24 protein-coding genes are annotated in these 23,865 nt (G+C 74.4%); 9 read left to right on the top strand and 15 right to left on the bottom strand.

The genetic code is table 11. The annotated features are described in order from the left end of the window. Positions 1–46: 46 nt before the first annotated feature. From AC6EXY_RS20090 to AC6EXY_RS20075, 4 genes are all read right to left on the bottom strand, one after another. Positions 47–922, bottom strand: a complete 876-nt coding sequence (locus tag AC6EXY_RS20090) for a TIGR03620 family F420-dependent LLM class oxidoreductase (protein ID WP_101831232.1) — start codon at positions 920–922, stop codon at positions 47–49. Between the two features lie 352 nt (positions 923–1,274). Further along, positions 1,275–1,649, bottom strand: a complete 375-nt coding sequence (locus AC6EXY_RS20085) for a fluoride efflux transporter FluC (RefSeq protein WP_499818010.1) — start codon at positions 1,647–1,649, stop codon at positions 1,275–1,277. After that, entirely contained in the window at positions 1,646–2,089 is a 444-nt protein-coding gene (locus tag AC6EXY_RS20080) for a DUF190 domain-containing protein (RefSeq protein WP_101831230.1), read from the bottom strand. The genes AC6EXY_RS20085 and AC6EXY_RS20080 overlap by 4 nt, the downstream gene beginning before the upstream one ends. Positions 2,090–2,168: 79 nt before the next feature. Beyond that, complete coding sequence (locus AC6EXY_RS20075) at positions 2,169–2,693, bottom strand: fluoride efflux transporter FluC (RefSeq protein ID WP_499818011.1); 525 nt, start codon at positions 2,691–2,693, stop codon at positions 2,169–2,171. Between the two features lie 328 nt (positions 2,694–3,021). Here AC6EXY_RS20075 and AC6EXY_RS20070 point away from each other — a divergent pair, with 328 nt between their 5' ends. Then, positions 3,022–3,393, top strand: a complete 372-nt coding sequence (locus AC6EXY_RS20070; protein ID WP_499818012.1) for a hypothetical protein — start codon at positions 3,022–3,024, stop codon at positions 3,391–3,393. A 76-nt stretch (positions 3,394–3,469) separates the two neighbouring features. Here the strand turns inward: AC6EXY_RS20070 and AC6EXY_RS20065 are convergent, their stop codons facing one another. Genes AC6EXY_RS20065 through AC6EXY_RS20055 form a run of 3 tightly spaced genes read right to left on the bottom strand, consistent with a single transcriptional unit; the run spans position 3,470 to position 6,062 of the window. After that, positions 3,470–4,624 carry an ABC-2 membrane transporter-related protein gene (locus AC6EXY_RS20065; protein WP_101831254.1) on the bottom strand — a complete coding sequence of 385 codons (1,155 nt, stop codon included), beginning with the start codon at positions 4,622–4,624 and terminating at the stop codon, positions 3,470–3,472. Further along, positions 4,621–5,673 (bottom strand): ABC transporter ATP-binding protein, encoded by a 1,053-nt coding sequence (locus tag AC6EXY_RS20060; protein WP_499818013.1) that lies wholly within the window; start codon positions 5,671–5,673, stop codon positions 4,621–4,623. The genes AC6EXY_RS20065 and AC6EXY_RS20060 overlap by 4 nt, the downstream gene beginning before the upstream one ends. After that, positions 5,670–6,062, bottom strand: coding sequence for a GntR family transcriptional regulator (locus tag AC6EXY_RS20055; protein ID WP_101831255.1), 393 nt, complete (start codon positions 6,060–6,062; stop codon positions 5,670–5,672). The genes AC6EXY_RS20060 and AC6EXY_RS20055 overlap by 4 nt, the downstream gene beginning before the upstream one ends. 377 nt (positions 6,063–6,439) lie before the next feature. On the opposite strand from AC6EXY_RS20055, the gene AC6EXY_RS20050 reads away from it, so the two are divergent. Both AC6EXY_RS20050 and AC6EXY_RS20045 read left to right on the top strand, forming a co-directional pair. Then, the gene (locus tag AC6EXY_RS20050) at positions 6,440–7,186 is read left to right on the top strand and encodes a DUF2599 domain-containing protein (protein ID WP_499818014.1); all 747 of its coding nucleotides are present in this window, start codon (positions 6,440–6,442) and stop codon (positions 7,184–7,186) included. Between the two features lie 638 nt (positions 7,187–7,824). Further along, complete coding sequence (locus tag AC6EXY_RS20045; RefSeq protein ID WP_165818311.1) at positions 7,825–8,991, top strand: HAF repeat-containing protein; 1,167 nt, start codon at positions 7,825–7,827, stop codon at positions 8,989–8,991. 42 nt (positions 8,992–9,033) lie between these two features. Here the strand turns inward: AC6EXY_RS20045 and AC6EXY_RS20040 are convergent, their stop codons facing one another. Both AC6EXY_RS20040 and AC6EXY_RS20035 read right to left on the bottom strand, forming a co-directional pair. Further along, on the bottom strand, positions 9,034–10,422 hold the full coding sequence (locus tag AC6EXY_RS20040) for a wax ester/triacylglycerol synthase domain-containing protein (protein ID WP_101831257.1): 1,389 nt from the start codon (positions 10,420–10,422) through the stop codon (positions 9,034–9,036). Positions 10,423–10,694: 272 nt separating this feature from the next. After that, a complete protein-coding gene (locus AC6EXY_RS20035) occupies positions 10,695–11,075 on the bottom strand; it encodes a VOC family protein (RefSeq protein WP_101831258.1) in 381 nt (126 codons plus the stop codon). Positions 11,076–11,245: 170 nt separating this feature from the next. Between AC6EXY_RS20035 and AC6EXY_RS20030 the strand changes: the two genes are divergently transcribed. After that, the gene (locus AC6EXY_RS20030) at positions 11,246–12,097 is read left to right on the top strand and encodes a class I SAM-dependent DNA methyltransferase (RefSeq protein ID WP_499818015.1); all 852 of its coding nucleotides are present in this window, start codon (positions 11,246–11,248) and stop codon (positions 12,095–12,097) included. Positions 12,098–12,170: 73 nt separating this feature from the next. Here the strand turns inward: AC6EXY_RS20030 and AC6EXY_RS20025 are convergent, their stop codons facing one another. From AC6EXY_RS20025 to AC6EXY_RS20015, 3 genes are all read right to left on the bottom strand, one after another. Beyond that, positions 12,171–13,475, bottom strand: a complete 1,305-nt coding sequence (locus AC6EXY_RS20025; protein ID WP_243407385.1) for an alpha/beta hydrolase family protein — start codon at positions 13,473–13,475, stop codon at positions 12,171–12,173. A 64-nt stretch (positions 13,476–13,539) separates the two neighbouring features. Further along, positions 13,540–15,003, bottom strand: a complete 1,464-nt coding sequence (locus tag AC6EXY_RS20020) for a DUF2252 domain-containing protein (protein ID WP_499818016.1) — start codon at positions 15,001–15,003, stop codon at positions 13,540–13,542. A gap of 142 nt (positions 15,004–15,145) precedes the next feature. Further along, the gene (locus AC6EXY_RS20015; protein WP_499818017.1) at positions 15,146–15,622 is read right to left on the bottom strand and encodes an HIT domain-containing protein; all 477 of its coding nucleotides are present in this window, start codon (positions 15,620–15,622) and stop codon (positions 15,146–15,148) included. Between the two features lie 292 nt (positions 15,623–15,914). On the opposite strand from AC6EXY_RS20015, the gene AC6EXY_RS20010 reads away from it, so the two are divergent. Then, positions 15,915–16,388: a hypothetical protein gene (locus tag AC6EXY_RS20010; RefSeq protein ID WP_101832553.1), complete on the top strand. Its 474-nt coding sequence runs from the start codon at positions 15,915–15,917 to the stop codon at positions 16,386–16,388. Between the two features lie 428 nt (positions 16,389–16,816). Here the strand turns inward: AC6EXY_RS20010 and AC6EXY_RS20005 are convergent, their stop codons facing one another. Continuing rightward, positions 16,817–17,131, bottom strand: coding sequence for a hypothetical protein (locus AC6EXY_RS20005; protein ID WP_499818018.1), 315 nt, complete (start codon positions 17,129–17,131; stop codon positions 16,817–16,819). A gap of 1,271 nt (positions 17,132–18,402) precedes the next feature. Then, positions 18,403–18,525, bottom strand: a complete 123-nt coding sequence (locus AC6EXY_RS20000; RefSeq protein WP_499818019.1) for a hypothetical protein — start codon at positions 18,523–18,525, stop codon at positions 18,403–18,405. A 54-nt stretch (positions 18,526–18,579) separates the two neighbouring features. On the opposite strand from AC6EXY_RS20000, the gene AC6EXY_RS19995 reads away from it, so the two are divergent. From AC6EXY_RS19995 to AC6EXY_RS19980, 4 genes are all read left to right on the top strand, one after another. Further along, complete coding sequence (locus tag AC6EXY_RS19995) at positions 18,580–19,989, top strand: sensor histidine kinase (RefSeq protein WP_499818020.1); 1,410 nt, start codon at positions 18,580–18,582, stop codon at positions 19,987–19,989. A 103-nt stretch (positions 19,990–20,092) separates the two neighbouring features. Then, entirely contained in the window at positions 20,093–21,430 is a 1,338-nt protein-coding gene (locus tag AC6EXY_RS19990; RefSeq protein WP_499818021.1) for a CoA transferase, read from the top strand. A gap of 131 nt (positions 21,431–21,561) precedes the next feature. Then, positions 21,562–21,975 carry a YciI family protein gene (locus tag AC6EXY_RS19985; RefSeq protein ID WP_101836372.1) on the top strand — a complete coding sequence of 138 codons (414 nt, stop codon included), beginning with the start codon at positions 21,562–21,564 and terminating at the stop codon, positions 21,973–21,975. Between the two features lie 31 nt (positions 21,976–22,006). Beyond that, the gene (locus AC6EXY_RS19980) at positions 22,007–23,158 is read left to right on the top strand and encodes an RNA polymerase sigma factor (RefSeq protein ID WP_499818022.1); all 1,152 of its coding nucleotides are present in this window, start codon (positions 22,007–22,009) and stop codon (positions 23,156–23,158) included. 29 nt (positions 23,159–23,187) lie between these two features. On the opposite strand, the gene AC6EXY_RS19975 is transcribed toward AC6EXY_RS19980, so the two are convergent. Beyond that, positions 23,188–23,742, bottom strand: a complete 555-nt coding sequence (locus AC6EXY_RS19975; protein WP_499818023.1) for a carboxymuconolactone decarboxylase family protein — start codon at positions 23,740–23,742, stop codon at positions 23,188–23,190. Positions 23,743–23,865 lie beyond the last annotated feature (123 nt).

Here is a 23,865-nt window from a genome sequence, read left to right as displayed (position 1 = left end):
ATGGCGGTCCGGTCCCCGTGGCGGCCCGCCCCGAGCGACCCTCGGTCTACAGCAGCTCAGCGGCCATGGCCCGCCAGCTCTCGACGGGCAGTGCACCGCGCCGGGCGCCGAGGTCGAGGTCGGCGCCGAGGACCTGCACGGCGACATGGTCGGCGCCGGCGTCGAGATGCGCGCGGATCCGCTCGGCGGCACGCGCGGGCGGGCCGAAGGCGTAGAGAGCGTCGAGGAGCCGGTCGCTGCCCTGACCGGCGACGTCGTCGTCGCCGAAACCGAGCGTGCGCAGGCTGCGGACGTAGTTCGGCAGCGCCAGGTAGTAGGCGAGATTCGCCCGCGCGACGCGGCGTGCCTGCGCCCGGTCGGCGACGAGCACGACCTTCTGGTCCGGGGCGAGCAGCGGCCCGTCCCCCAGCGTCGCGCGCGCCGACGCCGTGTAGTCCGGTGTGACGAGATACGGATGGGCGCCGAGTGTGCGCCCGGCGGCCAGCGCCAGCGCCCTGGGCCCCAGCGCCGCGGCGACCCGGCGCCGCGCCGGCACCGGCGGCGCCGCCGCGTCCAGTCCGTCGAGGACGCCTGCCATGCGGGCCAGCGGCCGGGTGTAGGCGTGGCCGAGCCGCTCGACGAAGGGAGCGTGGCTGACGCCGAGGCCGAGCAGGAACCGGTCGGGATGGGCTGCGTCGAGCGAGGCGAACGCGGCCGCCAGCGGCGCGGGTTCGGCCTCCCAGACGTTGACGATCCCGGTCGCCACGGTGATCCGACTGGTCGCGGCGAGCAGCCGTGCCGGCAGGTGCAGGTCCGGCGCCGACGACCCGAGCCACAGCGCCCCGTACCCGAGCCGGTCCAGCTCCGCCGCCTGCTCCACCCCCGGCCCGTCCCACAGGAACGATGGCGTCCACACCCCGACCCGTCCCAGCGACAACCCCATGACGCTCTCCTCCCACGCTGGCCACCACCCACCGGCGTCGCGCCGTCGGGCCCACCTCGCCCGGCCGGGCCCAACCATGATGTTCGATGGCCCTCGAATACCAACGGGAGTGAGCATACGACGTGGATCAAACACTCGGGGATCCAGAGTGCGTCGTCTCGCGCCTGCGCGCGCCTCCCGCTGGCCTCCGGGACCGCCACGCCGAGATCATGATGAGGGATTGCGTTCCGCGGAACGCGCCCGGACGCGGGTCGCAAGGCAGCGGTGATGGTCGACACCGCCGGGGCTCACATGCGAGGCCCGCGGGAGGCACACCCCCCGTGGCGTCCCCGCGGCACCACCGGTGGCCCGCTCAGCCCCAGAGGGCCTGGGTGAGGGAGACGCCCGCGGCGGCGGCGAGGCAGGTGGCGAGAACGCCGACAGTGATGGAGGTGGCGGCGAGCAGCCAGGCGCCGTCCTCGACGAGCCGCAGGGTCTCGTAGGAGAACGTCGAGTAGGTGCTCAGCGCCCCGCACAGGCCGGTGCCGACCAGCAGGGACACCGTGTCGGAGGCGGCGCCGGCCAGCACGGCGCCGGTGACGAGACCGAGGATGAGGCTCGCGGCGACGTTGACGGTGAACGTGCCCCAGGGGAAGGCGCTGTCGTGGCGGGCCTGCACCGCCCGGTCGGTGAGGTAGCGCAGGGGGGCGCCGAGCGCGGCGCCGGCGATCACCAGCAGCCAGCTCACCCGTCCTCCCGGGTGCCGTAGCGCACGACCTCGACCTCGTCGAGGACGGCCAGGCCCTCGCCCTCGCCGACCAACCCGTCGAGCTCGGGCAGGAACGCGCGCACGCGCGCCTCGTCGTCGACGATGACGACGGCCACCGGCAGGTCGCCGCTCGCGGACAGCAGCCGTTCGGTGTGCACCCGCGACGACGCGCCGAACCCCTCGACGCCCCGGAACACACTCGCCCCGGCGAGCCCCGCCCGGTGCGCGCGGGCCACGATCTCGCTGGCCAGCGGCCGGTGCCGAGACAGATCGGTGTCGCCGACGAACACCGTCAGCCGCAGCGCACGCTCCCCGCGTACTCCCCCCGCGGCGGCCCCGCGCACGGCGGGGCTCCCGTCCGTCCCGCCGCGGGAGCCGCCAAGCGTGCCCGTCCCCTCCGTGCCGTCCGCCGTGCTCATCGCCGTCTGCCCCCCGTCATCGTGACCGCGTCATCGTGACCCCGTCGTCGTGGCCGCCGCCGTGCTGCCCGCGGCCCGGTCAACGTCGCCGTCCGCGCAGGATCCGGCGGGTGGCGGCGGTGGACAGCGCGACCGCGCCGAGCGCGCCGAGCATCGTTCCCGCCAGGTAGGCGAAGGCGAGGGCGGGACGGCCCTCGGCGAGCAGGGTGCGGATGTCCAGGGCGTACGTCGAGAACGTGGTGAACCCGCCGAGCACGCCGACGCCGACCAGCGGCCGGAGAAGCGGATGGCGTACCAGGCCGGTGGTGACGGCGACCATGAGCACGCCGATCGCCGCGCAGCCGACCACGTTGATCCCGAGCGTCGTCCACGGGAACGTCCCCGGCGCCGTCGGCCACAGCAGCGCCGCCCCGTGGCGCAGGCACGCCCCGCCCGCCCCGCCGACGGCGATCACTGCGAGCACGGCCCCCTGCCCCGCGTCCCCGCCCCGCCGCGCCCGGCGGGGCCGGAGACGAGCGCCGCGGCGCGCCGGGGTGGACGGGCAGGCGAGGTCAGGTGGCGCCGTGGCGGCGGCGGGCGCCGACTCGTCGGTGGACTCGCGCATTCCCACTCCCCACCCGCGACGGCCCGGCCGACACCGGGCGCATGTCCTCACAGGTAGGGACCGTTGGCGGCATCCGCCGCGGTTCGGGTACGGCGGGCCCCACCGCCGCGCGAGCGCCCCACGGGCCGCCGCTGCGGTCCACTGTAGACCGCGTCCGGCGGCCCCGGGCGGCGTGCCTGCCCGGCGCCGCACGCCAGACTGGCCATGCGGGCCGCACCCCTCCCGCTGGCCAACGCGGAGGCCCGAGGCGACACGCCGTTTTCAGGGCATGCGCGGTGTGTGTGTTCGGTTTACTGCGATATGGACCGTTTCGAGCGTAGGGAGAGTGATGGCGGCGCCGAACGGTGACGACGTGGGCGAGGGCACCGACCCTCACGTTCACGTGCAGGCCGATCTGGGCGGTGCGGCGGTGTCGCGGCAGATCACCGCGGCGACGTTCGGGCTGGCCGCCGACGCGCCGGCGCGGGTGAGCACCGGCTGCGGCCTCACGGTGACCTACGCAAGCACCTCGACGCGGCCGGGCAGCGTCACCTGTCTGGCGTGTCGCGAGTACGCGCACCGCCGGCACCTCGACGCCGCCGCGTGGGCGGAGCAGTGGCGGCGCCAGCCCACCACCGACGCGGACCTCGCCGCCCACGCGGCCCGCGCCGCCGCCCACCACCGCGACCTGGCCCGTCAGTTCGCCGACCCGCGGCGGTGACGGCGCCGCCCGCCCGCCTTCTCGCCGAGCGCGCCGCCCGCGCGGTCCGGGTGTGTCCTCCCGGCTGGCCCGACGATCAGGACAGGCGGCGGATCCGCCAGAAGCACAGGGCGGCGAGCAGGGTGGTCAGGGCGAGGTAGAGGCCCGTCTCGGCCCCCTGCAGTGGCCAGTAATGGCTGTCGGGATGGTAGGTGACCTTCTGCTGCCAGCCGCGCTGGGCGATCGCGGCGAAGCACGCCTTCTCCCGCGTCCCGGCCTGCCGCTCGGCCGGGGCCGGCCCGCCCGCGACCACCCGTTCGCCGCGGGGTGGCAGGCCACCCGCCCGCACGCCGCCGGCGGCCGGATCCACCGGGTCGGGACCGACCGCCCGGTCCGGGACGCCCAGGCAGTCGGCCAGCGTCGAGGGCAGCGGCGAGACGACCTTCCCCGCGGCGTCGACGGTCCGGCTGGACAGCATCCAGGCGCCGGCGGCGTCGGCAGCGGTGACGTCCACCATCAGCGCGTCGATGCGGCCGCCGGCGTCGGGCGGGCCGGAACCGCGAAAGCCGTGCAGCGTGTCGGCGGTGATCGCGCTGGTGGCGTGCGACGGGCTCGCGAGATGGGGGCGCACGAGCAGCGGCACGGCGATCTGCACGGCGACGTAGACGGCGAGGGTGAGGGCCATCGCGGGGACGGTGCGGCGCACCAGCATCCCGACGGTGACACCGAGGACGACGGCGAACGCCGCGTAGCCCAGCGGCACGAGGCCGCGCGCGTCGAAGATGACCGGGCTCATCCGCGGCTGGGAGAGCAGCCCGCCGTTGCCGTGCCCGGCGCGCACCGCCGTGTCGATCGGCGCGCACCACCAGCGGGCCACCTGGCCCAGCACGCCGGCCGCGGCCGCGGCGGCGAGGGTGCTCACCCCCAGGCGGGTGGCCAGCCAGCGGGTGCGGGTGACGCTCTGGGTCCACGCGAGCCGGTGGGTGCCGGCCTCGAGCTCACGGGCGACGAGCGGCGCCCCCCAGAACACGCCGAGCACTCCCGGCGTGACCAGCACCACCACCAGGGTGACGAGGTAGAGCCAGCTGTCCGCGCGGCGGGCGCCGGCGGCGTCGAGGAATCCCTCCCCGGCCGAGGCGGCCAGATGGGACAGCTGCCCCCGGGTCGCCGCGAGGGTGATCGCGAGGGCGGCGAGCGCGGTGAGGACGACAGCGGCCTGGGTGCGCAGCTGACGCCAGGACAGCCAGATCATCGTAGGGCCTCCAGGGTGGGTCGGCCGGCCGGCGCCGTCTCGGGGGCGGTCGGGCGCATGTAGGCGAGCACGAGGTCCTCGAGGCTGGGCTGGCCGCGCGTCCAGGCGGGGTCGTGGACCGGGCCGTCGGTGCGCACGAGCAGGGTGCTCTGCCGGTCGGTGTGGCTTGCGGTGATGACCTGCTGGTCGGCGGGCAGGGTGGCCGGGTCGCGGCGCGGGCCGGTGAGCCGGTGGTGGGTGGCCAGCAGCCGGTCGATGTCACCGGCGACCCGCACCCGTGAGGCGACCAGGACGACGAGGTGGTCGCAGACCCGTTCGAGGTCGGAGACCAGATGCGAGGACATGAGGACGCTGAGCTCGTGTTCGGCGACGGCGGTCATCAGGTCGGCGAGGAACTCGCGGCGGGCCAGCGGGTCCAGGCTCGCGACCGGTTCGTCGAGGACGAGCAGCCGGGGCCGTTTGGCGACGCCGAGGGTGAGGGCCAGCTGGGCGCGCTGCCCGCCGGACAGGGTGCCGGCGCGGGCGGCCGGGTCCAGCCCGAGCCGCTCGACGCGTTCGCGGGCCACCGCGTCATCCCAGCCCGGGTTGAGCGCCGCGCCCAGGCGCAGATGCTCGGCGACGCTCAGGCGAGGGTAGGTCGGCGTGTCCTGGGCGACGAACCCGACCTTCGCCAGCTGCGCCGCCCCGCTGCCGGGACGCCCGCCGAGCACCCGCACGCTGCCCGCCGTCGGCGTCAGCATGCCGACGGCGAGGTTGAGCAGGGTGGACTTGCCGGCCCCGTTGGGCCCGACGAGCCCGACGACGCGCCCGGCCGGGATGTCGAGGTCGCACTGCGACAGCGCCCAGCGCCCCCGGTACCGCTTGCCCAGGCCCCGCGCCCGCAGCGCGACGTCGCGACCGTCGGCGTCGACGGTGTCGGTGTCGGCGGCGGCGGCGTCGAGTCCGGGGGGCGGATCGGGAGTGCCGGTGGCGGCGGCCCGCAGGATGGCGCGCCCGCGGGTGCGGGCGGTGGTCCCGGCGCCGTCAGTCGGGGCGTTCGGCGTGTTCACGCGATGTCCTCGACGGCGGCGGTGCGAAAGGTGGTCATGAACAGCGCCTCGATGCTCTCGTCGTCGAGGCCCGCGCGCCGGGCGCGGGCCAGCCAGCGGCGCAGGTCGGCGCGCAGGGGGCCGTGCGCGGCGAGGGTCGCGTCGGTCAGCGTGCGGGTGACGAACGTGCCCACCCCCGGTCGGGCGGCGACCAGACCCTCGTGCTCGAGCTCCCGGTAGGCCTTGAGCACCGTGTTCGGGTTGATCGCCAACGCCGCCACCACGTCCTTGACCGTCGGCAGCTGGTCGCCCTCACGCAGCAGCCCGAGCCGCAGCGCGTGCCGCACCTGCCGGACGACCTGCTGGTACGGCGACACCCCCGACCCGACGTCCAGGTAGAACTCGATCATCGCACGCTCCTCCATCCCTACCGCCCCACCCATGTGACCTTTAACTAGGCAGCTAGCACATTAGCTGTTTATGTCGGTGGGTGGTCAAGGAGGTTCTCGGATCCCGGTCCGTCTCCGTGCGCGGGCGGTGCCAGGTGGGCGGGGTCCAAAGGCGAGTGGACGCGGTCCCGACGGGCCATGAGCATCGCCCGATCAGACCGATCGGGGGCGCGGCCGGCCCCTCGGGTGGCGCCGCGCCCCCGGTGGCGGCCTACCCTTACGCGGTGCAGACGCCGAGCGCACGCGCACACCCGTCCACCCGTGCCAACGTCGCCACCGCGGCGAGGACCGGCACGGGCCCCGTTGCCAGGACCGCCGCCGCCAGGACCGGCGCGGAGGTGGCGGGCCTTGACGCTCTCACCGAGACGAGCACCGCGCGGGGTGTCGGGAGCATCGCGCGTGCCGATCGGCCCGTGGTGGCCGCCGGCCGGTCGGCGCGGGGGCTCATCGCCGTGCTGACGCTGATCGTCGTCGGCGCGCTCACCGCCTGTGCGTCCGAGGGCGGCGGCGCGGACGCGGGCCGCGCCGACACCGCCGACTCCCGCGCCCACATGACCTCGCCGTCCGCGCCGCACCCGAGCACGTCACGGGGCGCGACGCCGGCACCGACCGCGGGGGCGGCGGCCGGGGCGCGGGCGGCGGGACGGCCGTACTGCGGGGCCAGCCAGGACGTCGAGGAGATCGTCGTCGAGCAGTGGGCGGACGGCCGGTTCCGGGTGTCGCTGCGTCCCACCGACGCCTCGCGCCGCGGCCTGCGGGACAAGACCACCGCGGTGCTGTGGTCGGCGGTCGGCGCCTGCGTGCCGAACCTCGGCGGCCCCGCGGTCGCCGACAGCCTGCACGCCCAGCTCGCCTGCCACCAGGCGCTCGCCGAGGCCCCCGCCCTGCACGGCGGCGGCTATGCCACCGGCGACACCTACGACCTGGAGAGCTGGCGCCCGCCGATGCGGCCCAACAGCTTCTCCACCTGGCTGTCCACCCACTGTGGCAACACCCTGGGCACCGACCCCACCGGCTCTCCCACCCGCACCTACCGCCCTGACGGCCGCCCCATCGAACACACCACCACCGGCGAGCACGCCTGAGCAGGGCGGTGCCGCGGGGCGCTCCGCGGGGCGCAGTCCGTCATCAGAGATCTGGATGGTCCGCGCGGAACGCATCTCCGGCGCCGCGGGTAGCGGCGGCGGGGCCGGGGGGCTGGATCAGGCGCGGCGCCAGAAGGCGTGCGGGTCGTCGGTGGGGCGAAAACCCGCGGCCTCGGCGACGGCGATGGCGTCGCGGAAGCCGCGGGCGAGGGCGTCGGTCGTGGGCGTCGCTGGCGAAGGTGATCGCGTCGCCGCCCTCCTCGTGCCACCAGCGCGGGCGGCTTCGCACCGGGATCCGCGGGATCTGCGGGATCCGCGCCGGGCGGGCCGTGGACGTCGCCTTCCGTAATTCGGGCGAAAAGCCGGCCCGCATTCTTCCGCGATTCGATGTCGCACATTCGCGAGATGCCGCATTGGGGAGCTCGGTCCGGCCTTCGGCGTCGCGGACGCGACAACGGTCAGCGTTGCCCGCCGCCAATGTCTCCTTCACCATGCGGGAGAAGTCGAGGGGTGCGGGAACCACGGCGATTCAGGTTCTGTGCCCCAATGCAGCGACTTTCCCCAAGATGTCGACACAGGATCCACCGAATTCGAGTCGCGAAACTCCACAACCCTCCCGACGAAGGAAGAGGGCTTCTATGTCCATGCAACGCAGGCGAGTACCGATACTGGCCGCAGCGGTGACCGCGGGTGTCTGCGGTCTGCTGCCGGCCCCGGCCGCCCTGGCCGGCGCCCCCTCGATGCCCCGCCCGGCAGGGGCGGTGCCGACGCACGTCATCGACCTGGGCACACCCTTCAACGCCTTTCCCGGCGCCGACGCGTACGTCGTGAACGACCAGGGCGTCGTATCCGGAGGCAGAAACTCCCTGTCCTATGGCTACAACGGATTCGTCTGGCAGGCGGGGACCTTCCGGCCCACCGGCGTGGCACCCAAAGCCATCAACAGGTCCGGAACCATAGCGGGCACCGCCCCGGCGCATTACGAGACGACCGCCAGCCGCGGCGACCAGCGGCTGCCCTATCTGGGCGGACCGCTGGTGATAGGCGGACAGCGCAGCACCGCCTCCGACATCAACGAGGCGGGCACCGTGGTCGGATGGAGCACCGTCGATGACGGTGTCCGCGGCGGCGGGGCCGTCTGGTTCGCGAACAGGGCGGTGAACGTGGGCACTCTCGGCGGCCAGCACAGCTCCGCCGCCGGGATCAACGACCGCGACGAGGTGGTGGGCGAGAGCGACCTCGCGAACGGGACCCACCACGCGTTCCTGTGGCGGCGAGGCAGGATGACCGACCTCGGGACGCTGGGCGGCGCCAACAGCTCCGCGGTGGACATCAACAACAACGGCCAGGTGATCGGCACCAGCGAGACCGCCGGTGGCGCCAGCCACGCGTTCCTGTGGGAGCGCGGCCGGATGACCGACCTCGGCACGGTCCGCGGCGACGCGACCAGCGAGGCGGTCGCGATCAACGACCGTGGGGACATCCTCGTGCGCAGCAGCGTCGGTGAGGCCGTCCACGGCTTCGTCTGGAACGCCGGGCGGCGTCAGGACCTGGGGGGTCTCGGCGGTCGCGGCACGTCGCCGGCGGCGCTGAACAGCCGTGGCGAGGTCGCCGGCGCGGCCGACCTGCCCGACGGGCACACCCACGCCTTCTGGTGGTCCCACGGTCGGATACGCGATCTCAGCGGCCCGGACGTGACCGCGAGCGAAGCCAGCGGCCTCAACGACACCGGACTCGTCGTGGGCGGCACCGGCGAGCTGGGCCCCGACCACCACGCGGTCATCTGGCAGCTCACCCGCCCCTGAGCCACCGCGCCGAACGCGCGGCGCACGAGGGACCTCGCGGCATCAGCCCCTCGTGCGCCGGATCCTGCGGCGGCGCCCGGGCGTGCCGGCGTTCTCGAGCGCGGCGAGATCGGCGAGCCACAGGTCGGGCAGGGCGTCATGGCCCGGCACACTGGCGCTGGCGGCGAACGCCGCGCAGACCTGCGTGTCCAGGCCGAACAGAGCCGCCGAGAGGTACTGGCGGCCGACGAACAGCGGCGGCATGCCGAGCAGCGTGCGCACCGGCCGGCCGGCGACGGTGTACGGGCCGCGCATCGTGCCGACGTTGCTCGCGACCAGCGCCGCCCGGGTCGGGCGGGCGCCGGCGGAGGCGATGTGGGCGAGCATCGCCGCGGGGGCGTCCGGCGGGACCGCCTCCAGGATCCGCCGCTGCACCGCACGCAGGCCGCCGGCCGCGCGGACCCGGCGGGTCTGGCCGGCGACGCGGGCCAGGCGGCGGCGCGGATCGTCCTCGTCGCAGGGCAGCCGGATCCGGGTGCCGAAGGTGATGTTGGACAGCATCTCGCTTTCGCCGCGGGTGCGCAGGTTGATCGGCATCGCCGCGTGCAGGGGCCGCCGGCCGCGGTCCCATTCGGGTCGCGACCAGGCACGCAGGGCGCCGGCGAGGGCGGCGAGGTAGACGTCGTTGACGGTCGCGCCGTGCCGGCGACCGAGGCCGCGCAGCAGATCGAGATCGGCCAGCGCGAAGCTGTGGCGGGCCTCGCCGCGCGGTGGACCACCCCATGCGGCGAGGCCGCGGCTGCGGGTGCTCGAGCGCAGCAGCGCGGCGGCCATCCGGGCGTGGTCGCGGGCGCGGGGCGAGGGGAAGGCCGCCGGCAGGGAGCGCAGCGCCGGGTCGCGGTCGGCGCCGAACAGCAGGTGCAGCGCCTGATGCAGGGCGGCGCCGTCCTGGTGGATGTGGCTGAACCGGTAGGCGACGGCGCTCGTCGCCGGGCTGTGCCCGCGCAGCAGCGTGAGCCGCCACAGCGGCCGCTGGGCCGCGAGAGGCGCGGCGGCGAGAGGCTGGGCGGCGAGAGGCTGGGCGGCGAGGAGGTCCATCGCCGCGCGCAGGGCCGGCGTGCCCCCGCCGGGCGGCAGGTCCTCGACGGTGACGTGATGGTCGAGGTCGAGGGTGGGATCGGTCTCCCAGCCGAGGTCGGCGACCGGCGCACCCGGCGGGGCCAGCCGTTCGGTGAGCGCCGGGGCCGCGCGTAACCGCCGCGCGACGTGGGCGCGCAGCTCCTCGACACCCAGCGCCGGCCCGTCGAGGACGAGAACCACTCCGGCTTCCAGATACTCCCCGGGATGGAGACGGCTGTAGTGCAGGAAGGCTCGGTCCCCGGTCGTCAGCGCCCGGCGCGCCCCGCCGGTCGCGGGGGGCGTGCCGGTGGCGGCGGTCGATGGCTGGTGCACACGCGGTCCTCCCTGACCCGTCCGACCACGCGCGCGGGGGCGAGCCGGCCGCCGCGGACGGCGGGGCGGGCCGCGTCGCGTCAGCCGCGAGCGTCACGCCGCCGGACCGCCGGGTCGAGGCCGGCGGCGGGACGGTGACGCCTGCCGCGTGGAAAGCCCACGAAGGCTATGCGCGGACATGTCCGCCACGCCAGCCGACTACCTCCGACGGGGCGAGACCACCGGGCGAAGGATCTCTGACGAGGGATCGCGTTCCGCGCAACGCCGCGCGGTCAGCCGCCGTAGGGGCGGGTGATCATCTCGAGGAAGTGGCCGGAGGGGTCGAGGAAATAGACGCCGCGGCCGCCGTCGTGGTGGTTGATCTCGCCAGGGCGGGTGCAGCGCGGGTCGGCCCAGTAGGTGTTGCCGGTGGCGAGCAGACGGGCGAACGCCGCGTCGAACTCCTCCTCGGTGATCAGGAACGCGTAGTGCTGCGCGGTGATCGGCTCCTCGGGCTGGGTGGCGAAGTCCAACGTGACGCCGTTGGCGACGGTGACGGGCAGGAAGTGCCCCGCCGGCTGCCCGACCTCGAGGCCGAGGATGTGCGCGAGGAACGCGGCGGACTCCGCCCGGTCCCGGGCGTGGACGATGGTGTGGTTCAACGCGACGGCCATGAGCGTGAGCCTCCCCAGGTCGCTCGGCGGCACCGTCCGCGCCCCGCACTCCCACGGGCACGCGGCGCGACAGCGGCACCCTTCACGGTATCCACAGCTGTTCCCGTCTCGCCATCGGCGCGGCCGCGTGTCGTCACAGCGTCCCGGGGCGATGGTTAGGATCATCGCCTGTGAACGATGGGCCGCGGGTCGGTGGCGGCGCGGCGGACAGTGGACGCGACGTGACGCGGGTGCTGCGGCGCACACGGGACGGCTATGACGAGGTCGCCGACCTGTACGCGGACCTGTTCGCCGGGCAGCTACCCGCCCAGCCGCTGACCCGGGCGATGCTCGGCGCGTTCGCCGACCTCGCGACCACCGCCGCCGCGTCCCGCGCCGGCGCCGGCGACCATGATGGACGTGACCGGGACGCTGTCGCCTCCCGTGCGGCCGACCCGCGCGACGCGGGCCGCCGGGCGCGGGTCGTCGACGCCGGCTGCGGGCCGGGACACCTCACCGCCCACCTGAGCGGCCTCGGCGTCGACACGCTCGGCGTCGACCTCACCCCGGCGATGATCGAGCGGGCGCGGCGGGACCATCCGACGCTGCCGTTCGCCCTCGCTGACATGCTCGCCCTGCCCGTCGCCGACCGCGGCCTCGACGGCCTCGTCGCCTGGTATTCGATCATCCACCTGCCGCCGGTGTGGGTGCCGCGGGTCCTCGCCGAGTTCCACCGGGTGCTCGCCGACGGCGCGCCGCTGCTCATCGCCGTCCAGGCCACCGACGGCGACATCCCCGCCCCGCAGCCCCACGACCATCGGGTCGCGCCGTCGCACCGCTGGCCCGCCGACGCCCTCGCGACCCTGCTGCGCGACGCCGGCTTCGTCGAGTCCGCCCGGCTGCTGCACCCCGCCGGCCCCGGCGAGCGCACCCCCGGCGCCATCCTGCTCGCCTCTCGCCCCACCGAACGAAAGATCGTAGGGGTGCCGATCCGCAACCCTTCGATGTGCGGCCCGGGCCTGCCGGTGACGGGGACGCCGTAGCACGTCCGATCCGGTCAGATCCCGCCCACCCGTCGCGTCGAGCCGTGCGGGTGGGTGTGGGTCGCTGGACGGTTCAGCGGCCGATGACGCGGACCTGGGGGTAGGTGCGGCTGGGGCCGTCGAGCAGGGGCTGGGGGGTGCCGGTCAGCCAGCGGGTGAGGAACGCGCCGACGTAGGCGCGGGTGATGCGCAGCGCCTGGGCGCCGGAGATCGGCGGGGGGCCGGTCGGGTTGGGCAGGGGCAGCTGGTCGGCGATGACCGGGTCGTCGGTGAAGCTGAAGTGGTCTGCGTCGTCGACGTCGAGCCACAACCTCGGGGCACGCAGCCGCGGCCAGGCCTGATGCCAGGTCAGGTCCGGGTCGTCGGGGGGCGGGGTCAGCGTCCCACCCGGGCCGGGATGGTCGGCCAAGGCGCCGAGCAGCAGCACCGCGCGGCCGGCGCCGAACCCGCCGGCGGGGACCGGCTCGCCGAGGGTGCCGTCCATGTCGACACCGGCGCGCACCCGCGGGTCACGGGCCAGCAGCGACAGCGCCGCCGAACCGCCGAGGCTGTGACCGGCGGCGCCCACCCGGGCCGGGTCGATCGTGGCCGCGCCGGACCAGGCCGGATGGGGCCCGGTGAGGCTGGTCAGGACGAACGCCAGGTCGTCGCCGCGGGTGCGGGAGGCGGCGCGGAAGTCGGCGTCGGTGCGCATCCGCACGCAGGCCAGGCAGGTCAGCATCCGCCCGCCGGGGAAGGCGGTGCCGGTCGACTCGTAGGCGTGGTCGACGGTGGCGGCGACCATGCCCTGGCTCGCGAGCTGCTCAGCCAGGCCGGTCAGGGAACGCCGGCCTACTCCCAGCCCCGGGGAGAGCAGGACCAGCGGGTGACGTCCGGGCAGCGGGCGGGCTCCGGTGCGGCTGGCGATGGCCGCGTCGCTGATCGCCCGCACGGGCAGCACGGTCGCGAGGTCGAGGGCGGTGAGGTAAAGGCGGACCTCCTCCGGCGTGGCGTAGCGGGCGGGGCGCCCGGTGCCGGCGACGGCCGGGTAGTAGACGTCGACCATGAGCTCGCGGCGGCGCCCAGGCGCCCAGGGGTCGCGGCGGGCACGGTCGACGAGGTGCAGGGTCGCGCGGCCGACGGCGTCCGGGCCGGTGGGCCGGGGCAGCCGGACGCGCGTCGTCGCCGTCGCCGCGGTGGTGGGGCGGGTGGGCGCGGTGGACGGCGTGGCGGTGGCGGAGCGGGCCGGTGGCACCGCCGGGCCGGGTGGCCGCGTCGGGGTGGCCGTGGGCGCTGGCGTGGTGGCGGTCGCCGCGAGGGCCGTCGGGATGGGGAGCGCGAGCAGTGGCGCCGTCGCCAGCACCGTCAGGGAGATGACTATCCGAAGTTTTGCCGTCACGGTGAGAACTCTAGGTGGCGAAGTTGCCGTCACCGTCGCACCGTGCGTAGTCCAACGCGCGACATCACCCCTGCGGGCCGGGCGCCACCGGGACCCGTCCGGCGCGGGCGGCGGCCACGAGGGCGGCGTGGTCACGGTCGTTCTGGTCGGCGTAGGCCTCGGCGAACGCGGCGATCGCCCGGTCGAAGGCGTCACCGCGGCCGAGGTAGGCGGCGATCGCGATCCGATCCCCCGAACGGGCATGCGCCCGGGCCAGCGTGGCCCCGCACAGCCGGGCGAACAGCGCCAGCCCGCCGGCGTCCATGCGTTCGGGCACGGCGATGCCCTTCCAGTCCGCCAGCTGGCGGACGTAGAAGTCGCGCGGCGCCCCGTCGACGCCGGCCAGGCGCTGCCAGCCGAGCAGGATGTCGCCGACGGCCTGCATCATCCGCTGCCCGGCCACGACCCGCTGCCCCTGGTTGTCATGCCGGCTCGGCGGCAGGTGCGCGGCCAGCACCGACGGGCCGGCCTCCTTGACCTGCAACAGCAGCGGGTCGTCGCCGTCGCGCCCGAGCAGCAGCGCCACCCAGCAGCGGGTGCCCACGCTGCCGACACCGACGACCTTGCGCGCGACGTCGACGAGGCGGTACTGGTCGAGCAGCGCGCGGCGGTCCTCGGCGAGGGTGGCGCCGTAACGGTCGAGGATGCGTGCGAGCTGACCGTGCAGCGCCGCGGCGGCGGTGCCGTCGAGCAGCCGGGCGATCGGGACGAGCAGCGGCGGCTCGCAGCGAAACCGCACCTCGCCGGCGGCGGTGGTCTCGGTGAGGCGGGTGAACGCCCGGGTGCGGTCACGTCCGCGCGCCCCGCGGGCGGCGGCGGCGATCTGGCGGGTGTAGCGGGCCGGCAGGACGCCGCCGAACTGCGCGAGCAGCGCGTCGACGTCGGCGTGGGCGTACCAGACGTCGAGGTTGCCCAGCGCGGCGAAGCGGCGCATGCCGGTGCGGTAGGCGTGCGCGGCGGCGAGGACGGCGTCACGGCGCCGCCCGGCACCGAAGCCGCCCGCCCGCCCGGCGATGACCAGGCTCGCCGCGAGCCGTTTGACGTCCCACTCCCACGGGCCGGGCAGCGTCTCGTCGAAGTCGTTGATGTCGAACACGAGGTGACGTTCCGGGGAGGCGAGCAGGCGGAAGTTGAGCAGATGCGCGTCGCCGCACAGCTGCACGTCCAGCCCGGACGTCGCCGTGCCGGCCAGATCCGCCGCCATGATCGCGGCGGCGCCGCGGTAGAAACGGAACGGCGATTCGCACATCCGCTGGTAGCGCAGTGGCACCAGGTCCGCCACCCGCTCCCGGGACTGCGCCTCGAGGAGGCCGATCGGATCGGCCCTGCCCGGCGCGGGTGCGTACACCCCATGGCTGCGACGCGGGGCGAGCAGCCGGGCGTCCTTCCCCCGCGCCGCACGCGCTGACGGCGTGTCGGGGCTCGCCGCAGGCGTCGTCTGTTGCCGCGACGCATGGTCCTCGACCGCCGGCAGGCGGGTGACGGACATCTCGGCCACCTCCCCCACCGCGCCCACGTCCCCTCGGCCCGCCCCTACCCGCTGGCGTCGATTCCGACACCCGCACGGCGCCAGGGCCGTGACGTGCTGTCACCATTGCCGGGTGGCGGTGTAAGGGGGGAACGTCCGCCGGTCAGAGCTCGGCGTAGGCGTCGCGGGTGATCGTGGTGAGGGCGGCGCTCAGCTGGGCGCGCAGGGGGTCGTGGGCGGGGCCGGCGGCGTGACGGGGGTCGGTGAGCGCGGGGCCGTAGAGGTGGACCGGGCCGACGCGCAGCCGCTCGTCCTCCCAGGTGTAGCGGGCGCGGACGTGGCCGTGCAGGTGGTGCCAGGCGTTGCCGAGGACCTCGTAGTTGATCCGCAGGAATCCCGGGTCGGCGGCGGCGCACACCGCGGCGATCGCCTCGCCGAGCAGGGCCAGGTCCGCCAGGAACGCGGTGCGCTCGGCGCGCGGCAGGTCCGTCAGCTGGTCGGCGTCACCGTCGTGGATGAGTAAACAGTAGCCGGGGAGCAGCTGCGTCGCGCCGAGCACCGCCCAGCCGGTGCGCAGCCGGGCCAGGATGTTCGGGTCCTCGCCGCGGCGCAGCGCCGCCAGCCCGTCGTCCTCGCTCACGCCCGCTGCCTCCCGGACTCGCGCCGCACGGCCAGGAGACGACGGTAGCCGCTTCGCCCTGCCTCGACCTGCTCTTCACGCAAACGCCTTCCGCCGGGCCGCTGCCATTTCCATGCCATCGCCGGGGGCGGCGCGTTGTCTCATCGCGAAGTTGTCTCAGAAATACGTCGCCCACAGGGAACGGGTTCACCTCGGCCGCTGTCCCGTGACCGACACGAAAAGTCCCGGAGATCGGGAGTCTGGCATTGTGATCGGCGCAGCGATTCCACACCGAACAACCTCGGGGGTCCTCGTGTCACGCCGTTTCCCGCGTCCCTTCCGCCGCCTCGGCGCGCTGCTCACCGCCGCGGCGCTCGCCGTCGGGCTGAGCGCCGCCATGGCCCTGACCGCACCGGCCGCCCAGGCCTCCACCTGCGCCAACAATCCCTACCAGGGCACCTGGAAGGCCACCGACCCGAACGGCCATCTCATCGTCGTCGTCATCGACTTCCCGGACTGCTCGCACTGGAACAGCGCCCGCGTCCAGGTCGTCTCCCACGCCTTCCTCGGCCTTTCGAAGAACCCCGACTACTGGGGTTACGCCAGCAGCGTCCGCTGGGGCATCTACGGCACCTCCCTCACCGCCACCTTCCCCTTCAAGGGGCTGACCGAGGTCCTGTACATCACCCCGGCACAGAAGTACACCGGCCTGCCCGTCGTCGAAACCGAGTACTTCGCGAACGGCGCCCCCTACACCTTCCCCACCCAGTACCTCGCCCGCGCCTGAGATCCTGGTGTGTAGGCGGCCGGATAGCCAGGGCCCGAGTTCGGGTTCGCGGCTGTCCGGCCATCAGCATGATGGACCACGCAGGTGGGTCGGCGCGCCAGGGCGGCTGCCGGCTGGCCGCGCTGCGGCCGGCCAGGAGCGCCGTTCGAGGTGCGTGCCGTCGATGCCCCCTCCCCTGTCGATGATGGTTTTCTTCTCCTGGCGAGTTGGGCTGCCCGTAACGCGCGCGCGCGTGAGGGCCGGGCGTTTGCGCTGGTCTTCATGGCTGGAGTGATGCACCAGGTGAGTCACGGTCAGATCCTGCGGATCGGGTGTGGTGGGCGGGCGGAGTGCCCCGTCGGATGAGTCACTCTCGCCGGGACGGGCGGGCACGGTGAGGGGGCTACGCGCCTGATAGATCGCCCAACGGCCGTGGCCGCCGCCTCGGCTCACCGCGTCCCCTGGCCGCGCAGCACGCCGTCGATGACGAGGAAGAACGCTCCGCCCCACACCTCGGTCGCCAGCCCCGCAACGTTCACGAGCCCGGTGGCGGCCAGGAGCGCGGCGGTGGTGAGGCCGACCGCCACGCGCCACCTGTTCCTGGTCCTGGCGGGTGAGGGCGCGTCGCCGGGCGACGACGGATCCGGTTTGAGAGGCTCGGGCGCCGTTTTGGGTGCGCCGGCCTGGGTGCTGTCGCCGTGCGGCGCGAGGACGACCACGACCACGAGGACGGGCGCGGCTCGGTCCGGTGTGGGACTGACCATCGAGGTCTCTCCTTTGAGATCGATTTATGCCTGGTTTGCCTGCCGAGGTGGGCGCCCGGACCGCGTTTCCGGTGTCGCGCCCCTGTCCGCGGGCTTGCTGCATGCGTCCGCTTCCGGAAGGCCGCTCGCCGGGCCGTCAGAGGCACTGCGATGGGCCTCCGCCCGGTGGCCGTGATGCCTGGGGAGCCGCACGCGGACGTACGGTGCGACACACCTCAGAGCCCGACATGGCGTGAACGTCCCCCGTCGAGTGGCACCATTCACCAGTGCCCACGTGCGGCACGCGTCCCGACGTCTGGCAGGGAGGGACGGACGTGGCAGGGGGACGTCACGGGCTGACCGGCCCGCCTCCCGCCACTGCGCGGGCGACGGCGGCCCTCAGGGGGAAGGTGCTCTGGGGTGGGAGTGCGCCGCACCGCTTCCGCGGCCTCGCCGGCCTGCCCTTACGCATGGGCCCAGACCTCGGTCCAGATGCAATTGCATATGCACCACATCGAGTTCTCCCTCCGGGGTCAGGCGGACAGGCCGGGCAGTTGATGCGGCCCAACGTACTCCAGCAGGACCACTCCGGATAATGTGCGGTATGACGCGCTATCAACGACTTTTCACCCAGGATCGTTCGTGATGCGCAGGCGGGATGCGACGCGTCCCGTCGCATCAGGATCAGCGCCGTTCCAGCCACCTCAGGCCTGAGGCGGCCGGGGAGACGCATTCCGACGCCGTCGTTCGAAAGAAGGGTCGATGCCCGGGGCTGTCCAGCGACCCCCTCGGCAGGTCAAGGACCGTGACCTTGCCGCGCTGCTCTCCTACCGGTACTCGCTCCACGAACGCTATCCGGTCCCCGGCGACCAGATAGCTCGCTGGATCATGCCGGGGGAACGCGGAATCAGCAGCGGAACCTGTCCGCCAGGATTCTCCGGTTCTTCCGAGGCGAGGTCGCCAAATCATCTGCACAATGGAACTATTTTGAGGGTCAGATCTGTCTCGGCGTCCCCGAGCAGGAGCAGAAGGCCGCCCTCGAGGAGTGCGGTCGTCTCTACCGCGCGGCCTGCCCCGACGCCACCGACTGCCCCCTCGGTGTCAGCCAGGTCTTCAACCCCCAGCTGATCGCGATCCGCACCCTGGACAAGCTGCTCGACCTCACCTGTGCGGAACTGCGCAGAACACGGGCGCAGCTCGCCCGTAGCCGGCGTGACGCCCATCGGGACACGGCCGCCCTGCGCGGCGACCTTGCCTCCCGGGACCTGCTGCTCGACGACGCGCACGGCGCACTACGACGTGCGCAGGACGAATGCGCGGATCTGCGTCGCGAACACCACGAGGCCATCGACCGGGCCGCGGCCCTCGAGACCGAGGTGCAGACCCTGCGCGCGCAGATCCAGGAGTTGCGACACGACAGCGACAGCCTCCCCCACGGTGCGGCGCAGCGTGCGCCGGTTGAATGCGCGATGATCGCCGCATCCCCGCAGCCCGCCCCCGCACGGCCGGTGCCACCGGCCTTCGATGCGGCGCTGCCCACCGGCGGCTGGTTGCCTCGCGGGCTGCGCGAGGCCGACGGGAAGGCCCGTCACACCCTGATCTGCTGGGTCCTGGCGCTGCACCTCCCGCTGCTCGCCGGCTACGCCTGGTACCAGGAGGCGACCGATGCGCGCACCCTGGTCGCCTTCGTGCTTCCCCTGGCCGGGCTGGCCGTGGCGCTGTCGCGATGCGCGCGGCGGGTGCGCACCCTGGCCGCCAGTGCAGGCCTGCTGAGTTCCTCGACGATCCTGATGGGGCTCGCGGGCGGCTCCTGGCAGCCTGTCCTGCATCTGGCCGTCGTCACCGCCCTGCTCGCGCTCTACGAGGACTGGGCGACGTATGCGTTCTGTCTGACCGCGGCCTGCGTGGCCGATCCCCTTCTCTCGCGCGTCCTGCCGGTCCGTGGCGCACCGCAGGTGCCGGTGGGGGTCCTCGCCGGATTCGTCGTCGGCCTCACCGGCGTCCAGATCCTGCTCTGGCGCCACGGTGAACAGTCCCGCCAGCGCATCGCTCACCACCGCGACCAGTTCTACGAGGGACAGCAGAACCTCATGGCCCGGATGGAGCAGACCGACCATCTTCGCACCGCGCTCATCACGAGCGTGGGCCACGAATTCCGCGCGCCGCTCGCCGGCATCCACGCAACCCTGGCAACCGTACGCAACCAGCGCGACCATCTGTCTGACAACCGCATCGACGATCTGCTCGACACCGCGTCCCTCGCCACACGGCGCCTGTGCCGCCTGCTCGAGAACCTGCTCACCGCCGCGACGGCCACCGCCGCCACCGACGACGTCCTCACGGAGATCTCGCCAGTGCTGCGCGAGGCCGTCGACACCTTGCGCGCATCCGCACCACACAGCGCGAGCAGCGTCACCGTCGACGCCCCGCCCCGTCTGCCGGTGCGCATGACCCACGACGCGTTGCGTCAGCTCGTCACGAACCTGCTCGACAACGCCGCCGCCCACTGCCCGCCTGGCGCGCCGATCCGTCTCACCGCCGGCCAGATCGGAGACGAGGCCGTCCTGCGCATCCGCCACCCGGGACCCGACCTTGACCCCGAGACCCTGCGCACATTGTTCGAGCCCTTCATCCGGATCCCCGGCACCGAGACCCACCCGGACGACGGCACCCGCCTCGGCCTGTACGTCGTGCGCCGGCTTGTCGAGATCCACGGCGGCCGGCTGCGGATGACCGCCGACGACGGCGAGATCGTCATCGAGATCAACCTCTTCGCCACCTTTGCCTCGACCAGCACGCCACCACCACCACCGCCCATCGGCTCGGCGCACCGCGCCCGCACCACGCAACCCCCCGCCGTTCCCACTGCGTCGCACTGACCAGCCGGCGAACCGCCTGCCGCGCAGAGCGGCCGCAGGCCCTCCGTCCGCCGCGGGTCACCGGTCGATCGCGGGCGGACCCGGCGGATCCTACGATGCGGCTATGTCCTCGGTGTGGCTGTCCGCGACTCTGCCCGTGCTGCCGCTGGCGACGATGTCGGTGGAGGCGGTGCGGGCGGCGGCGCTGCGTGCCGGGGCGACCGGGCCGGTCGCGGACGCGCCGGTCGACCCGGAGCGGCTCGCCGCGTCGTTCGGCAGCGAGCGGCTGTTCCGGGACGGCGGTGAGCCCGCGGCCGGGTTCGCGGCGCTGTCGGGGTTCTTCCCCGCGGCCGACGGCTGGCTGCGTACACACGCGAACTATCCGCACCATCGGGACCGGCTGCTCGCCGTGCTCGGCCTGGACGCGGGCGCGGCGACGGACCGGGCCGCGCTCGCCGCGCGGATCGCGACAAGTTCCGCCGCCGACGTCGAGGTGCGGGCGGCCGCCGCCGGCGCGCTCGCCGTCCAGGTCCGCGACGAGCAGGCCTGGCGGGCCAGCGACGCCGGCCGTGCCGCCGCGCCCGGCCCGCTGGTGCGCACCACCCGGCGCGACGATCGTCCCGCCTCCGAGGGCGCCGGAGCTCGGAGGCGGCTTACGGGTGGACCGTTGCCGCTGGCGGGGGTGCGGGTACTCGATCTGACGCGGGTGCTCGCGGGGCCGGTGTGCGGGCGGACGCTGGCGCTGCTCGGCGCCGACGTGCTGCGCCTCGACCCGCCGGCGCCCGCCGAGATCGTCTGGCAGCATCTCGACACCGGCCACGGCAAACGTTCGGCGATCCTCGACCTGCGCACCGATCTGCCGCGCGCCCAGGCGCTGCTCGACAGCGCCGACGTGCTCGTCACCGGCTACCGTCCCGGCGCGCTGGAGGCGTTCGGCCTGCGCCCGCATCCGGGCCTGGTCCGCGCCCGCGTCAACGCCTGGGGGGACAGCGGCCCGTGGGCGTCGCGGCGTGGCTTCGACTCACTGGTGCAGGCCGCCTGCGGCATCAGCCTGATCGAGAGCCCCGACGCCGCCACCACCCCGGGGGCGCTGCCCGCCCAGGCGCTCGACCACGCCACCGGCTATCTGCTCGCCGCCGCGATCATCGACGCGCTCGTCGCCCGCGGCGACGACGGCCAGGGTCGCGACGTCGCCGCGAGCCTCGCCCGCACCGCCACCTGGCTGCTCGACCATCCCGGCCGCGACCCCCACCATCCCCCCGCCGCCACCCCGAGCGCCGCCGCCACCATCACCCACGCCACCCGCACCACCGCGCGGCCCGCCATCCCCGGCTTCGACGACTACCCCCACCCCGCCCACCGCTGGGGCTCGGACCCCACCACCTTCGCCACCACCCCCGGACCCGCACCGCAACCCGCACGCTGCGCTGCCGGCGCCGAGGCCCCGCACGCGTCTCGCTGATCGCCGATCCGACGCGGCCCGCGGAACAATGTCGCGATCGGTCCGCTGCCGGGTGTCGAGAACGGGGCGCCGGCACCGTCCCAGGGGTACAGGCGGCCAGGACGGGCCGCCCGCGACCAGGAGGAGACACCATGAAGTACCTGCTGCTCAAGCACTACCGCGGCGGGCCGACGCCGGTCGTCGACTACCCGCCCCTGCAGGAGTGGGCGCCGGCGGAGGTCGACGCGCACCTGCAGTACATGAACGACTTCGCCGACCGGCTGCGCGAGACCGGCGAGTACGTCGACAGTCAGGCCCTCGCGCCGGGCGGGGCGTTCGTCCGCTACGACGGCGAGGGCCGCCCGCCGGTGACCGACGGGCCGTTCGCCGAGACGAAGGACCTCATCGCCGGCTGGATGATCATCGACGTCGAGTCGTGGGAGCGTGCCGTCGCACTCGCCGGGGAGCTTTCGGCCGCACCCGGGGTCGGCGGCCGAGCGATCCACGAGTGGCTGGAGGTCCGCCCGTTCCTCACCGGCGCCTCCTCGTCGGACGTCTGCGCCTGAGCCGGTGACGGGGCCGGGGACGGTGGGTGAGGTGGACGCGTCGCTGGTGCGGGAGCTGGTGCCCGCGGTGATCGGCGTCCTCGTCCGGCGCGGCGCCGACTTCGACGCCGCCGAGGACGCGGTGCAGGAGGCGCTGATCCGGGCGTTGGCGTCGTGGCCGGACGATCCGCCGCGCGACCCGTTGGGGTGGCTCGTCACCGCCGCGTGGCGCCGCCACCTCGACGCCACCCGGGCGCAGGCGTCGCGGCGCGGGCGGGAACTCGCCGTCGACGCCGAACCCGCCCCCGGCCCCACCCCGGCCACCGACGACACACTGGCGCTGTACTTCCTGTGCGCGCATCCCAGCCTGGCGCCGGCGTCGGCGGTCGCGTTGACACTGCGCGCGGTGGGTGGGCTGACCACCCGGCAGATCGCGGCGGCCTACCTGGTGCCCGAGGCGACGATGGCGCAGCGGATCAGCCGGGCCAAGCGGCGCCTGGCCGGTCAGCGCCTGGACGCGCCCGGCGATCTCGCGACCGTGCTGCGGGTGCTCTACCTGGTGTTCAACGAGGGTTACGGCGGCGACGTGGACCTCGCCGCCGAGGCGATCCGCCTGGCCCGCCAGCTCGTCGCGCTGACCGGCGGCGAACCGGAGGTGGCGGGGCTGCTCGCGCTCATGCTGTGCCACCACGCGCGCCGGTCGTCACGCGTCGACGCGGACGGGCGCCTGGTGCCCCTCGCCGAGCAGGACCGCTCCCGCTGGGACACCCACCTGATCGCCGAGGGGGTGACGGTCCTGCAGGGCGCGCTGGCCCGCGACCGGCTGGGCGAGTACCAGGCGCAGGCCGCGATCGCCGCCCTGCACGCCGACGCGGCGTGTGCCGCCGAGACCGACTGGGTGCAGATCGTCGAGTGGTACGACGAACTGCTCCGCCTCACCGGCGACAGCCCCGTGGTCCGGCTCAACCGCGCCGTCGCGCTCGGCGAGGCCGACGGCCCCCAGGCGGGGCTGGCGGCGCTGGCCGCCGTGCCCGCCGACCTGCCGCGACGCGCCGCAGCCGCCGCCCACCTGTATGAACGCGCCGGCGACCTGTCCCGCGCCGCCGACCTGTACGCCGAGGCCGCCGCCGCGGCCACCAGCGTCCCCGAACGCGATCACCTCACCCGCCAGGCCGCCCGCGCCCGCCACCAGCTCCGCCGCTGACAGCTCCGCCGCTGAGCCGGTGGGTCAGGTCAGGAGCTTGTGCGGCGCCGGCCGACGGGGCGCGCGTCGGAGGACTCCCACGGCGTGTGCACCTCGCCGGGCGCGCCCTGGAAGCCGTCGGGAAGGAACTCGGTGACATCCCAGGTCGCCGCGAGCCGCCCGAACCCGACGCTGATCGCGCACAGATAGCCGAGTTCGACGATCTGCGGCTCGGTGTAATGCGCCTTCAGGTCGTCGTAGACGGCGTCGTCGATCCGCAGATGATCGGTGGCGAACAGGTCGGCGAAACGCAGTGCGGCTATCTCCGCGGCGGTGAACTCGGTGGATTCGAACGGGCGTTCCAGTTCGCAGACGAGGTCCTCGGTGAGCCCGTCGTCGAGGGCGACCTGGTAGCGGGTCGACATGCAGCTACGGCACTGGTTGCGGTAGGCGATCCGCAGGCGGACCAGTTCGAACAGCCGGCGCGGCAGCGTCCCGTGGCGCATGATGGCGGCGCCGAGCGCCCCCTGCGCGGCCGCCATCTCCGGCTGGTGCGCCTCGATACGCGGGATACCCAACATTCCGACGCTCTCACGCTTCGTCACACCCGCTGCCACCTCGGGTGACATTTCCTGCAGCGTCAGCATGCGAATGCGCGACATCAGACCACCCCTTTTCCATCTGCGACTGTAAGGGCCTTCTCACTGCCGGCACAACCGGCTCATCGC

Source organism: Frankia sp. RB5, assembly GCF_059816245.1.
The sequence above is the reverse complement of the archived record's forward strand: the minus strand, read 5'-3'. Positions and strand labels throughout refer to the sequence as shown.